This window comes from Streptomyces synnematoformans, from assembly GCF_039531005.1.
GTDB lineage: Bacteria > Actinomycetota > Actinomycetes > Streptomycetales > Streptomycetaceae > Streptomyces > Streptomyces synnematoformans.
Map to the genome: position 1 here is coordinate 1 of NZ_BAAAPF010000204.1, position 13388 is coordinate 13388.

At 73.8% G+C, this 13388-nt stretch carries 11 protein-coding genes; 5 read left to right on the top strand and 6 right to left on the bottom strand.

Annotation, left to right across the window (positions count from 1 at the left end):
• Window positions 1-136: 136 nt before the first annotated feature.
• Complete coding sequence (locus ABD317_RS25025; RefSeq protein WP_344292188.1) at window positions 137-1054, bottom strand: S1 family peptidase; 918 nt, start codon at window positions 1052-1054, stop codon at window positions 137-139.
• 535 nt (window positions 1055-1589) lie between these two features.
• On the opposite strand from ABD317_RS25025, the gene ABD317_RS25030 reads away from it, so the two are divergent.
• The gene (locus tag ABD317_RS25030; RefSeq protein WP_027756981.1) at window positions 1590-2033 is read left to right on the top strand and encodes a cell division protein SepF; all 444 of its coding nucleotides are present in this window, start codon (window positions 1590-1592) and stop codon (window positions 2031-2033) included.
• Between the two features lie 53 nt (window positions 2034-2086).
• Here the strand turns inward: ABD317_RS25030 and ABD317_RS25035 are convergent, their stop codons facing one another.
• Both ABD317_RS25035 and ABD317_RS25040 read right to left on the bottom strand, forming a co-directional pair.
• The gene (locus ABD317_RS25035; protein ID WP_344292191.1) at window positions 2087-3277 is read right to left on the bottom strand and encodes an acyl-CoA dehydrogenase family protein; all 1191 of its coding nucleotides are present in this window, start codon (window positions 3275-3277) and stop codon (window positions 2087-2089) included.
• A gap of 29 nt (window positions 3278-3306) precedes the next feature.
• Complete coding sequence (locus tag ABD317_RS25040) at window positions 3307-4989, bottom strand: MFS transporter (protein ID WP_344292193.1); 1683 nt, start codon at window positions 4987-4989, stop codon at window positions 3307-3309.
• A gap of 532 nt (window positions 4990-5521) precedes the next feature.
• Here ABD317_RS25040 and ABD317_RS25045 point away from each other — a divergent pair.
• Window positions 5522-6472, top strand: a complete 951-nt coding sequence (locus tag ABD317_RS25045) for a phosphatase PAP2 family protein (RefSeq protein WP_425582434.1) — start codon at window positions 5522-5524, stop codon at window positions 6470-6472.
• 43 nt (window positions 6473-6515) lie between these two features.
• Here the strand turns inward: ABD317_RS25045 and ABD317_RS25050 are convergent, their stop codons facing one another.
• Window positions 6516-6740 (bottom strand): I78 family peptidase inhibitor, encoded by a 225-nt coding sequence (locus ABD317_RS25050; RefSeq protein ID WP_037784216.1) that lies wholly within the window; start codon window positions 6738-6740, stop codon window positions 6516-6518.
• Between the two features lie 405 nt (window positions 6741-7145).
• Here ABD317_RS25050 and ctaD point away from each other — a divergent pair, with 405 nt between their 5' ends.
• The gene (ctaD, locus tag ABD317_RS25055; protein ID WP_344292198.1) at window positions 7146-8837 is read left to right on the top strand and encodes an aa3-type cytochrome oxidase subunit I; all 1692 of its coding nucleotides are present in this window, start codon (window positions 7146-7148) and stop codon (window positions 8835-8837) included.
• A gap of 17 nt (window positions 8838-8854) precedes the next feature.
• On the opposite strand, the gene ABD317_RS25060 is transcribed toward ctaD, so the two are convergent.
• Window positions 8855-10189 (bottom strand): ABC transporter substrate-binding protein, encoded by a 1335-nt coding sequence (locus ABD317_RS25060; protein WP_344292200.1) that lies wholly within the window; start codon window positions 10187-10189, stop codon window positions 8855-8857.
• A 1-nt stretch (window position 10190) separates the two neighbouring features.
• A complete protein-coding gene (locus ABD317_RS25065) occupies window positions 10191-10751 on the bottom strand; it encodes an MTB12 C-terminal domain-containing protein (protein ID WP_344292202.1) in 561 nt (186 codons plus the stop codon).
• A gap of 210 nt (window positions 10752-10961) precedes the next feature.
• Here ABD317_RS25065 and ABD317_RS25070 point away from each other — a divergent pair, with 210 nt between their 5' ends.
• Both ABD317_RS25070 and ABD317_RS25075 read left to right on the top strand, forming a co-directional pair.
• Window positions 10962-11432 carry a hypothetical protein gene (locus ABD317_RS25070; protein ID WP_344292204.1) on the top strand — a complete coding sequence of 157 codons (471 nt, stop codon included), beginning with the start codon at window positions 10962-10964 and terminating at the stop codon, window positions 11430-11432.
• A gap of 1 nt (window position 11433) precedes the next feature.
• Window positions 11434-13388: ABC transporter permease subunit (locus tag ABD317_RS25075; protein WP_425582433.1), on the top strand; the 1955-nt coding region annotated here is incomplete at its 3' end.

Consider the following 13388-nt stretch of genomic DNA (forward strand, 5'->3'; position numbering starts at 1 on the left):
GTCCTCCTCCCCGGGCGGGCGCCCGGCGCCCGGGCGGCATGCGGTGGCCGGTCGGGGGGCCCCGGCGCGCCCCCCCCGGGGGGGGGGGGGGGGGGGGGGGGCGCCGGCCGGGGCGGTCAGGCCCCGTGCACGGGGGTCAGTAGACACTCACCCCGTAGCGGTTGAGTGCCTCGACGACCGGCTGGTAGAACGTCGTGCCGCCGCTGGAGCAGTTGCCGCTGCCGCCGGAGGTCAGGCCGAGGGCCGTCGTGCCGGAGAACAGCGGGCCGCCGGAGTCGCCGGGCTCGGCGCACACGTTGGTGCGGACCATGCCGTAGACGACGTCGCCGCCGCCGTAGTTCACGGTCTGGTTCAGCGCCGTGACGGTGCCGCCGTGGACGCCGGTGGTGGAGCCGCTGCGCCGGACGGACTGGCCGACGGTCGCGTTGGCCGCGCGGGTGATGTCCTGGCTGCTGCCGTTGTACAGGTTCACGGTGCCGGGGTGGCTCTGCCCGGAGTTGCTGTAGCGGACCAGCCCGTAGTCGTTCGTCGGGAAGCTGGATCCCGCGGTGGGGCCGATGGTGTTGGTACGCGCGGAGTTGCTCCACCAGGTGCCCGCGCCGTCGGTGCAGTGCCCGGCGGTGACGAAGTAGTACGTGCTGCCGCTGCGCACGTTGAAGCCGAGCGAGCAGCGCCAGCCGGAGGCGTAGATCGCCTGGCCGCCGTTGATGTAGCGCTGGAGCTTGCCCTTCATGTGCTCGATCCGAAGGGCGCCGGCGTCGGCGCCCGCGGTCCGCTTGATCCGGGCCACCTCGGCCGGGGTCACGGTCTCGTCGATGCTCACGACGAGCGTGCCGGACTTCTCGTCGACGCCCCATGCGGTGCCGCCGACGTCGGCGGCGAGCACGGCGTCGTCGGCTCTGGCCAGGGTGGCGGCGCTGAAGCCCTCCGGCGGCTGGGCCGCGCCCGACGCGGGTACCGCGAGCGCGGCGCCGGCGAGGGCGGCGGTCAGCGCCGCGACGAGGGGGAGTCGCTTCCTGGTGCCGCTCAGTGGGGGTGTGCGCTTGATCCTCACTCAATCCTCCGAGTGTGCTCGGGGACCCGCCGGCGGGCAGGTCCGTGAGGCGCAGCCACGGGGCGGAGAAAACAGGGAAGGGCTCGCCCGGAGGGGATCGGGAACGGGTGATCGCCTCCGTGGGGGTGCGGGCCCTCTTCTCGTCGTGCCCCTGACAAGCGCTGCTGAGAGTATTCAGACGATGACAGGTGTGCACAAGTAGGCACCGGCACATGGTGGCGCAATCAAGCCGCCGCCCCCGTCCGACCGGCCCGGCCGGACTCCCGACCACTCGAACAGCACGGGAACCACCCGAGCGGAGGCCGAAACACCCGTCCGGCCCCGCACGAATCTCCTGTCACCCCGTCAGACCCCCTGTGCTGGGGGAACTCTGACGAATCGACAGCCGTTTCTGTGCCAGTACTGTCACGAACACGGCGCGCGCCCTCTATCTGATTGGCACATCATCCGCATCATGGATGACCATAGGTGAGCGGACAGACATCTCCGGACCGCTCCGGGGACAGCCCACGCCGCGGCAGAGAGAGGAGGCGTCATGGGATCGGTACGCAGGGCTAGTGCCTGGCTCGGCCTCGTCGACGACAACGATGACGAGCGCTACTACGACGGGTACGAAGACGACAGCGCAGAGACCCAGGGAGACGCCGCCTGGACGACGGACCCGCGCGTGCGCGTGGCGTCCCAGGTCGCCCAGGAGAAAGGGCGCCGTATCGCCACCGTGTCGCCGGACGGGTTCCGCGACGCGCGCGGGATCGGCGAACTCTTCCGCGAGGGCGTCCCCGTCATCGTGAACCTCACGATGCTGGACGCCGCCGACGCCAAGCGCGTCGTCGACTTCGCGGCGGGGCTGACCTTCGGGCTGCGCGGCTCCATCGAGCGGGTGGCGACGCGGGTGTTCCTGCTGACCCCCGCGGAGTACGCGATCGTGCCCGGCGAGGTGCCGCGCCCCACGCAGGGCGGGTTCTTCAACCAGAGCTGACGCGGGGGACGCGGGGACCGCGCCGGCCGACGGACCGGGGCTGGGCCGCGGGCTCAGCCCCGGAACGCGTCCAGCCCCGTCAGGGCCTTGCCCAGCACCAGCTGGTGCATCTCCACCGTGCCCTCGTACGTCAGCACCGACTCCAGGTTCGTGGCGTGCCGCATCACCGGGTACTCCAGGGAGATGCCGTTCGCCCCCAGGATCGTGCGCGCCGTCCGGCAGATCGCGATGGCCTCGCGGACGTTGTTGAGCTTGCCGAAGCTGACCTGCTCCGGGCGCAGCGTGCCGGCGTCCATCCGGACGCCCAGGTGGTGCGCGAGCAGCACGCCCTTGTGCAGCTCCACGGCCATGTCGGCCAGCTTGGCCTGGGTGAGCTGGAAGCCGCCGATGGGCCTGCCGAACTGCTCGCGGGTACGGGCGTACTCCAGCGCCGCCTCGAAGGAGGACCGGGCCGCGCCCATGGCACCCCAGACGATCCCGTAGCGCGCGTGGGTCAGGCAGTTCAGCGGGCCGCCCAGCCCGGCGGCCTCCGGCAGCACGGCGTCGGCGGGCAGCCGCACGTCGTCGAGGACCAGCTCGGAGGTGACCGAGGCGCGCAGCGACCACTTGTGGCTGATCTCGGGCGCGGAGAAGCCGGGTGCGTCGGTGGGGACGACGAAGCCGCGGATGCCCTCGTCGGTACGGGCCCACACGACGGCGACGCCGGCCACCGAGCCGTTGGTGATCCACATCTTGCGGCCGGTCAGCACCCAGTCCGCGCCGTCGCGCTTGGCGTACGTCCGCATGCCGGCCGGGTCGGAGCCGTGGTCCGGCTCGGTGAGGCCGAAGCAGCCGATGACCTCGCCGGTCGCCATCCGCGGCAGCCAGTGCCGCTTCTGCTCCTCGGAGCCGAAGCGCCGGATGGCGTACATCGCGAGCGAGCCCTGCACCGAGACCAGCGACCGGATGCCGGAGTCGGCGGCCTCCAGCTCCAGGCAGGCCAGGCCGTACTGCACGGCGGAGGCCCCGGCGCAGCCGTAACCGCTCAGCGACATGCCCAGCGCGCCCATGGCGCCCAGCTCACGGGCGAGTTCGCGGACGCCGGGCAGCTCGCCGCGCTCGTACCACCCGGCGACGTGCGGCAGCACGCGGTCGGCCGCCCAGCCGCGGACGGTGTCGCGGACGGCGAGGTCCTCGGGGCTGAGGAGGTCGTCAACTCCCAGCGGGTCGGCGGGGTTGAACGGCGGCGTACTGCTTGCGGGCATGGCTGTCGTCCTCCGGCCGGCCATCGGGGTCACGGGCCGACGCTACTTGCGCGTAATCGGCGTCGTCCAGCCTGCCCGCGCGCCGCGTGACGTCTTGCACACGCCGTACGGGCCCGCGCGCGGCGCGCTCGCGCCGCACGCCGAGCGGGGTCACCGGGCGGCGCCCCGCACTCCATCGACCGGGGCAGCAGCAGCGCGGTGACCGCGCCGAGCAGCAGCAGGCCGGCGCTGACCGCCAGCGTCACGTGCATGCCCTGGACGAACGCGTCCCGCGCGGCGGCCCGCAGCGTGGCCCCCGCCGCGCCGCCCAGCTCGCCGGCGGTCTCGTACGCCTCGCCGAGCGAGTTGCCGGCGGCGTCGCTCGCGCTCGCCGGCACCCCGGGCACGGTGCCCAGGGCGGGGCGGTAGACCGCGTTCATGACGCTGCCGAGCAGCGCTATGCCGATGCCGGCGCCGAGTTGGTACGAGGTCTCGCCGATGGCCGCGACCCCGCCGGCCTGCTCCGCCGGGGCCTCGCTGAGCATCGACTCGTACGCGCCGAAGATGATCGTCTCCAGCCCGTACCCCAGCAGCACGAAGCCCGCGCAGAGCAGCAGCGGCCGGTCCTCCCCGCCCAGGCTGGTCAGCCCGGTGACGGCGACGGCGGTGAGCAGGAAGCCGAGCGCGACCATGGCGCGCGGGCCGAGCCGGGCGAGCATCCGGGAGCCCGCGAGCCCCGCGGCCACGGCGGCGACGGTCAGCGGGACGAGCCGTAGCCCGGTCTGCAGCGGGCTGAGGCCGAGGACGAGCTGCATGTACTGCACGGCGACGAGTTGCAGCCCCACGAGGGCGAGCAGCGCGAGGACGATGCAGCCGACGGCGGTGCCGAAGGAACGGCGGGAGACGACGGTGAAGTCGACGAGCGGGTGGGGGCGGCGGCGCTGCCTGCGTGCGAAGAGCACGAGCAGGGCGCAGCCGGCGGCGAGCGGTGCGACGACGGACGGGTGCAGCGGCCCGTCGCCGGCGCCGGCCTGCTTGAGGGCGAGGACGACGCCGAAGAGGCCGGCGGCCGCGATCAGCGCACCGAGGACGTCCCAGGGCCCGGTCCCGTCGGCGGTGGACTCCGGCAGCAGCCAGCGGCCCACGGGCACCGCGACGACCATGAGCGGGATGTTGACCAGGAAGACCGAGCCCCACCAGAAGTGCTCCAGCAGGAAGCCGCCGAGCAGCGGCCCGATGGCCGCGCCGACGGCGGCGGTGGCGCTCCACAGCCCGATGGCCGCGGCGCGCTCGCGGCGGTCGGGGAAGACCTGCCGCAGGATCGACAGCGTGGCCGGCATGATCATGGCGCCGCCGACGCCGAGCAGCGCGCGGGCGGCGATCAGCACGTGTGGGTCGCTCGCCGCGGCGGCGAGCGCCGAGGCCAGGCCGAAGGTCGCGTAGCCGAGGAGCAGCACGCGGCGGCGGCCCACGCGGTCGCCGAGGGTGCCGAAGAGGATGAGCAGCGAGGCGGCGACGAGGGGATAGGCGTCGACGATCCACAACAGGTCGACGGCGCTGGGCTTGAGGTCCTCGGTCAGCGCCGGGACGGCGACGTGCAGCACGGTCGCGTCGAGGGCGACGAGCAGCAGGCTGGAGCAGAGGACGGCCAGCACGGTCCAGCGTCCCGCGCCGGCCCCGTACGCGCCGGGAACGTTCCGCGGCGGGGCCGCGGTCGTGGCCGTCCCTGACATCTGCGCACCTCCCGGACTCGCGCGAGTCGACAGCGTACGCGAGTCCGCCGTCGGCGCCGCCGCGGCCGCACCGGGCGCGGCGGCGCCGCTACCGGGCGCGGCGGAGCTTGTTCTCCGCGTGTCCGATCGCGTCCTCTGACGTGCGATGATTGTCCGCTCCCGGGCCGGGAAGTGACATGTTGAGAGCTTTGCGACTCTGTTGTGACGCCCGTCACACCTCCGGGGCCACCGGCTGACCGCCAGGCGAACGGCCCGCAACGGCACGGCGAATCTCCGATAAACAGAGGAGCGCGAAAAACAATTGACCGATTGGCCGCACTCAGATATTCCCAGAAAGCGGAAGTCGAGAGTCCCGAATAGGCGGTGGGGTAAGTGCCGTTGACGACGCAGTCCACATCACATAGGCATTACAGATCCGCCCGATTGGTCAATCCGCAGCACGCGGCGATGTAGCGTCGATTCCGTGCATACAGAAGAGAGGCGTCCGAAGGTGGCGGAGCGCCCGGCCCCGCACCGCGGCCGGCAGCCGCGCATGACCAGGACCCGGCTGTGGCTGTTCTGGTCGTCGCTGGCCGTCTACGCGGCGATCGTCGCGGCCGTCGTGACCACGTCGTGGCTGGTGCACCTCGACTGGCAGCTGATGCTCTTCCGGCCGTACAAGCAGTGGCCGGAGTTCCACGCCTTCCTGGACTACTTCGTGGTGCTCGGCCAGCGCGCCCCCACCGCCGTCGCCGTGCTGGCCTGGCTGGGCTGGCGCGCCTGGCGGCAGCACACCCTGCGCCCGCTGCTCGTGCTCGGCGGCTCGCTGCTCCTGCTGAACGTCACGGTCGGGGCCGCGAAGATCGGCATGGGCCGGCTCGGCCCGCACTACGCCACCGAGATCGGCTCGAACGAGATGTGGGCCGGCGGCGATATATTTCCTTCGGGTCACACCGCGAACGCCGTCGTGACCTGGGGTGTCGTGGCCTATCTGGCGACGACCCCGCGGGCCCGCAGAACCGCCTCCGTGGCCTGCGCGATGGTGGCGCTGGGCGTCGGCAGCACGACCGTCTACCTCGGTACGCACTGGCTCAGCGACGTGCTGCTCGGCTGGGTCGCCGGCCTGCTCGTGCTGCTGGCCCTGCCCTGGTTCGAGCCCGGCATGGCCTACGCCGAGGCGTGGCTGCTGGACCTCCGCGACCGGCTGCGCGGCCGCCCGACCGGCGACCCGTCCGCGCCGGCCTCGCTGTCGCCGCTGGCCACGCGGGTCTCGATCGTCTCGCAGCGGCCGACCGGCCCCGCCGCCGGCACCGGCAACGAGCCGCCCCGGGAGATGGCCCGGGTCAGCTCCGGCACGGGCCCGCCCCCGCGCCCGGACGCCTGGCCGCACCTCGGCCCGCACGCCGCGCGGCACGAGCGCCCCCCGGCCACCCCGGGCGGGCACCGCCGCCCGCCGCAGTCGGACCGCCCCGGCGGCCGCACGCAGGCCCGTACGGGCCGCTGAGTCCCGGCCGCCGGGAACAAGCCGGCCCGGCCGTCCCCTCTTCCTATCCGACCCAGCAGCGCGTGACCCGGCCGTCCTGGACGGTGAAGTTCAGCCGGCCGCCCATGAACTCCATGGTGATGATGGCCCCCGGGGGCAGTGAGCGGACCGTGGTCCAGCCGCGGCCCCTGGCCCGCTCCTCGGCGTCGGCGGCGGCCAGGCCGACGTAGCCCTCGGGGGCGTCGTCGGGGTTCGGGGACGGGGTCGGCAGGTTCGGTGGAGTCGCCATGGGACCCACGCTAGGCCCCCTGGTCGGGGCGGCGGTAGGACCGGTCGCACGGGGATGTCCCGGCCCTGTTCACCGCGGGTCACACTTCTGTCACAGCGCCTCCCCGCCGCGGAACGGCCCGGAAGCGGGCCCGTACGGGTGTCCGATAAGCATTTCCTGACGGGCTGTCGGAAATCAACTCAAGCACCCCGGAAAGGCACCTGCTGTTTACCCGGCGGTCCCCCTGGAATTCACCGGATTTCCCCCGGGCGGGTGCCCGTTGTCAGCTCCGCATAAATGTCCAGGGCGACCCCGCGACACACCGGGTAACGCGCGTAGCGTGCCGGATCCGTACACCGGTGGCACCGTCGTGGCGTGGACGAGGCGTCGTCACACGGGAACCGACGAGTGGAAGGTGCACGGGCGATGGGGACGACACAGGAGGCACCGGCACCCGCTCCCCCGCGCATCCGGCGGCACGGCTCCGTGGTCGTGGACTGGCTGACGACCACGGACCACAAGAAGATCGGGCATCTCTACCTGATCACCTCCTTCGTCTTCTTCCTCTTCGCCGGCCTGCTCGCGATGCTGATGCGGGCGGAGCTGGCCCGGCCGGGGATGCAGCTGATCAGCCACGAGCAGTTCAACCAGGCGTTCACGATCCACGGCACGATCATGCTGCTGCTCTTCGCGACGCCGACCTTCGCCGGGTTCGCCAACGAGATCATGCCGCTGCAGATCGGCGCGCCCGACGTGGCCTTCCCGCGGCTGAACATGCTGTCGTACTGGCTGTTCCTCTTCGGCGGGCTGATCGTGGTGAGCAGCTACCTCACGCCGAGCGGGCCCGCGGACTTCGGCTGGTTCGCGTACGCGCCGCTGAACAGCGAGGTCCACTCCCCCGGCGTGGGCGCGGACCTGTGGATCATGGGCCTGGCGCTGGCCGGCTTCGGCACCATCCTGGGCGCGGTCAACTTCCTCACCACGATCGTCGGGATGCGCGCGCCCGGCATGACGATGTTCCGGCTGCCGATCTTCACCTGGAACACCCTGTTCACCTCGATCCTCATCCTGATGGCGTTCCCGGTGCTGGCGGCGGCGCTGCTGGTGCTGGAGTCGGACCGGCAGCTGGGCTCGACGGTCTTCGACGCCTCCGTGGGCGGCGCGCTGCTGTGGCAGCACCTGTTCTGGTTCTTCGGCCATCCGGAGGTGTACATCATCGCGCTGCCGTTCTTCGGCATCGTCAGCGAGATCATCCCGGTCTTCTCCCGCAAGCCGATCTTCGGCTACGTGATGCTGGTCGGCGCCACCGCGGCCATCACGGGCCTGTCGGTCGTCGTCTGGGCGCACCACATGTTCGCCACCGGTGCGGTGCTGCTGCCGTTCTTCTCGCTCATGTCGTTCCTGATCGCGGTGCCCACCGGGGTGAAGTTCTTCAACTGGATCGGCACGATGATCAACGGGTCGCTGTCCTTCGAGACGCCGATGCTGTGGTCGATCGGGTTCCTGGTCAGCTTCCTCTTCGGCGGGCTGACCGGCGTGCTGCTGGCCTCGCCGCCGCTGGACTTCCACGTCACGGACACGTACTTCGTCGTCGGCCACTTCCACTACGTGGTCTTCGGGACGGTCGTGTTCGCGACCTTCGCGGGCTTCTACTTCTGGTGGCCGAAGTTCACCGGGAAGCTGCTGGACGAGCGGCTCGGGAAGATCCACTTCTGGACCCTCTTCGTCGGCTTCCACGCCACGTTCCTCGTCCACCACTGGCTGGGCGCCGAGGGCATGCCGCGGCGGTACGCGGACTACCTCGCCGCCGACGGCTTCACCACACTCAACACGATCTCCACCGTCGGCGCCTTCCTGCTCGGCATCTCCACGCTGCCGTTCCTGTACAACCTCTGGGTCACGGCGAAGGAGGGCAAGCAGGTCGACGTGGACGACCCGTGGGGCTTCGGCCGCTCCCTGGAGTGGGCCACCTCCTGCCCGCCGCCCCGGCACAACTTCACCACCCTGCCGCGGATCCGCTCGGAGTCGCCGGCCTTCGACCTGCACCACCCGTACGCCGCACCGTACGGGCAGCCGGAGCCGGACAGCAGCCGGAACGTGCCCGACCCGCAGCCCTGAGCGCGGCGCGCGGCCGGTCAGGGCCGGTAGGGCAGCTGCGGCACCGTGAAGCAGTTCTCCGTCATCTCGCCCTGGCTGACCCAGCCGCCGGCGCCGCCGTTCGCGCCGTCCCGCCAGCGGGCCGCCGACACGCACGTGCGCCGGGTCCCGGGCGGCTCGCGGAGCCGCTCGAAGCGGGTGGGCAGCAGCAGCCCGTCCGCGTCGTACGGCTCGGCGCGCGCCATGAAGTCCTCGACGCACGCCCGCGTCAGCTCCGCGCCGCACGACTGCGCGGCGTCCGCGAACCACATCGCCGCCGCCCAGCCCTCCAGCTGCCACTGCGAGCGGGTGTCGGTCTCGGCGTAGCGGTCCATGCCCTCCCGGAACGCCCTGACCGCCGGGTGGCCGGCGTCCTCGTAGTTGCGGCTGGAGCCGGTGGCCCAGAGGGAGTTGCGACAGCGCCCGGCGTCGGCGAAGTCCTCCCGGACGGTGGAGTTCCAGTTCTGCACGTTGGTGACCTTCGCGGTCAGCTCCACGCCGGCCTCGTCGAGCGCCCGGCACAGCTTGGCGTTGCCGGCCGTGTCGACGGCGTCGAAGACGAGGTCGACGCCGCGGGCGCGCAGGTCGGCCGCGACCGCGTCGAAGTTCGGCAGCGAGAAGTCGACCTGCTCGGTGACGACGTCGTAGCCCTCGGCCCGCAGCCCGCCGGTCATGCTGCGGGCGTACGAGGCCGAGGCCGCCTGGTTGTACGAGACGACGGCGGCGGTGCGGGCGCCGTGCTCGCGCTTGAAGTAGCGGTAGACCTCGGTGCCGCCGTACAGGTCACCGTCCCAGCCCGCCGCGCCGCCGGTGCGCGGGGCACGGCTGCCGTAGATGCCGTAGAGGTGCGGGTACGTCTCGTACGCGGCCCCGATCGGCTGGCCGCCGATGTCCGGCACGCCGGCCTCGCTGACCTGCGCGGCCCCGGCGTAGTTCAGCGAGGTGGTGGCGACGAGCGCGAACACCTTCTCCTTCAGCACCAGCTCGCGCACGCAGTCGCTGTTGCCGAGGCCGCTGCCGCCGTCGTCGCAGGTGACGACCTCGACGGGGCGGCCGGCCACGCCGCCGCGGGCGTTCAGCGCCGCGAAGTACGCCTGCGCGCCGGCCTGCGGTCCGCCGAACGCGTCGCCCACCGGGCTCGTCTCGCTGGCGATGACGCCGACCCTGACCGGCTCCCCGCGCGCCTCGCCCGAGGGCGCGGCGCCGCCGGTCGGGACCCCCTCGGGCAAGGCGCGCCGCGCGGCGAACTCGCTCTCGGGCACCCGGCTGCCGCAGGCGGCGGCCAGCAGCACCAGCACCGCCGCCGCCAGCGCGGCACCCGCGGGCCGGCTCATCTCAGCACCCGGGGCCCGTCGACTCGCTCAACTCGACGAGGGTGCAGATGGCCTTCTTCGACACCTTCCAGGTGCCGTCCTGCAGCACCGAGACGCCCGTGGCGTCGTCCACGACCGTCTCGCCCTGGAGCGCGATGTCGTACGTCACGTCCGCCTGCTCGGCCGAGTCGAACTCCACCTCCGTGACCTCGGCGCCGACCTGCTTCCAGCGCTCGTCGTCGGAGAAGGCGGTCAGCAGCGGCCGCATGGCCTCGCCGTCCTCCAGCACCGCCAGCTTCGCGTCGGCGTCGGAGTCCGGCGCGAAGAACGTCGTCCAGTTCTCCCTGATCTCCTTCTCCGCCGCGGCCGGGTCGTCCGGTTGCGCACCGGCATTGCCGTCGCCGCCGTCCGCGCCGTCGCTTTCCTCCGCGGCGGGGCTGCTCTCCGCGGCCGGCGCGCTCGGCGTCTTGTCCGGCGTGTCCGCGCCGCCGCCATCGTCCCCGCAGCCGGCCGCGCCCAGCCCCGTGAGCAGTACCGCGGCGGCCAGCCACGCGGCGCTCCGCGTGCGTGCTCCTCGGGTCATCGGTCCTCACCCCTGAACGTCGTCATGCGTCGAGTGTCCCGCCGATCCGCGGTCGTACTACTGCGTAGTACCACCACACACGGCATAGTGCATCCCAAGCGGCTGACATGCACAGGGGGCAGAATGCGGCAGACCGGCCCGGCGCGCGGGCACTCGCTGAAGGCCGCCGCCCTGCAGTGGGGCGGCTGGGCCGCCCTCGCCGCCGGGGCCGTGCTGTGCGCCGTCGGCTGGTACGGCGTGTCCGGCGAGCGGTTCGCCGAGCGGCAGATCCCGTACCTGGCGTCCTGCACGATCCCCGGGGCGGCGCTGATCGTCGCCGGGGCGGTGCTGCTGTCGCGCGGCGACCAGGGGCTTGCGGCCGCGCGGGTGGAGGAGTTGTACGGGCTGCTGGTCGCGGCGGACGGGGACGGGCAGGGCGAGGGGCCGGGCGCCCCGGCCGGTCCGGCCCCGGGCCCCCGGCCGGCGGCGGAGGGCGGCGGGGACGCCCCGTACCTGGCGGTGCCCGGCGGGACGCTCTACCACCGTCCGGGCTGCCCCCTCGTCGGCGGCAAACCCGGCGCGGCACCCGTCGCGGCCGACGTCCCGGACGGGGACGGGCCGTTGGCGCCGTGCCCGGTCTGCGAGCCGCCCGCACTCGCCGGGCCGGGCCCCGGACCGCCGGACGCCGCGCCGGAGGCGTGAGGTGTCGCTCACGTACGAACTGACCCTGGCCGGGCTCGCGGTGGGCGCCGCCGCCGCGCTCACCGGCATCGGCGTCGTCGTCACCTACCGCGCCACCGGGGTGCTCAACCTGGCGCACGGCGCGGTCGCGATGTTCACCGCGTACGTCATGCGCCAGCTCGCCGTCGGCTGGAACTGGCCGCTGTGGGCGGCGGCCGCCGTCAGCCTGCTCGTCGTCGCCCCCGGCATCGGGCTGCTGACGGGGCGGTTCGTCTTCCGGCCGCTGTCGGTGCTGCGGTCCGGCGGGGCGGGCGCGGGCGGCGCGCAGGCGCTGGTGGCCTCGCTCGGGGTGTTCGTGCTGCTGATGGGCGCGGCGGGCCTGCTCTGGGGTACGGGGGCGCGGACGGACGCACCCGAACTGCTGCCGTCCGACCCGTGGGTGCAGCTCGGCACGGCGGTGGCGCTGGCCGCCGCGGTCGCGGCGGTCACCCGGTGGACCCGGTTCGGGCGCGAGCTGCGCGCGGTCGTCGACAACCGCCGGCTCGCCGCGCTCAGCGGCATCGACGCGGACCGGGTCGCCGACGCCGGCTGGGCGTTCGGCACGTTCACCGCGGGCGTCACAGGTGTGCTGCTGGCGCCGGAGTACCGCCTCGACCCGTACGGGCTGCCGCTGCTGGTGCTGGCCGTCATCGGGGTCGCGGTCGCGGCCGGGCTGCGGAGCCTGCCGGCCGTCGTGGCGGTGGCGCTGGCGGTCGGCGTGGCGCAGGCGCAGCTGACCCGGCTGCACCCCGGAGGGCGGGGCGAGGAGGTGGTGCAGGCGCTGGGTGCGAACCTCTTCGCGGTGCTGCTGCTGGTGGCGGCGCTCGCCCTGCCCCGGATCGGGGTCTGGTCCGGCGGCGGCGACGGCTTCCTGCGGGCGCCGGCCGACACGCTGGACACGGCCGCCGGCGACGGCCGGGCGTGGCTGGTCGCCGGGGTGCTGTTCCTGTTGCCTTTGGGCTTCGCGGGCTCCGACCTGACCACGTCGGTCCAGGTGCCGGCGCTGGCGGTGGTGCTGCTGTCGCTGGTGGTCGTCACGGGGCGCGGCGGCCAGGTCTCGCTGGGGCAGGCGGCGTACGCGGGGCTCGGGGCGCTGTTCACGGCGCTGCTCGCGGCGGGGCGGTTCCCGGGGCTGCCGGCGCTGCCGGAACTGGTGGCGCTCGGCGTCGCGGTGCTGCTGGTGGCCCCGCTGGGGCTGCTCACGGGGTACCCGGCGATCCGGCGGCAGGGCCTGGCGCTGGCGCTGGTGACGCTGGCGGTGGGGGTGGCGGTGAGCCGCTTCGTCTTCGCGCAGCCGTACGCGACGTCGGGGCTGACGCTGGGGCGGCCCGCCGGTTTCACCGGCGACCGGGCGTTCTACGTACTCGAACTGCTGCTGCTCGCCGGCGCGGTGGCCGCGGCGTGGGCGCTGCGCCGGGGCCGCGCGGGGCGGGCGCTGGCGGCGATGCGGGACCACGAGGCCGGCGCCGCGGCGGCGGGGGTGCCGGTGCCGTCGCTGAAGGTCGCCGCGTTCGCGGCGCGCGCGGCGCTCGCGGCGCTGGGCGGGGGCATGCTGGCCATGGGCGCGCGGGCGTTCGACCCGCACGCCTTCGACCCGGTGCGGGGACTGCTGTGGTTCGCGGCGGTGGTCGTCGTAGGCGCGGACAGCATGCTGGGCGCGCTGCTGGCGTCGGCGCTGCTGGTGGGGTTGGACGCGGGCACCCGCGGCGGGATGGCGGCGGCGGTCATCGGCGTCCTGGCGGTGCTGCTGGGCCGCTTCCCCGGCGGCCTGTACGAGGCCCTCCGCCGGGCGGCGTCGCGCTGGACGCGGCCGCGGAGGCTGACGCCGCTGGGCCGGCGGGTACGCGCCGCCCTGGCGGCCGGCAAGGCGCCTCCGGCGCGGGCCGCGGCGGGGCCTCCGACGCGGATCGCGGTGGAGGCGGGGGCCCCCGCGGGGGG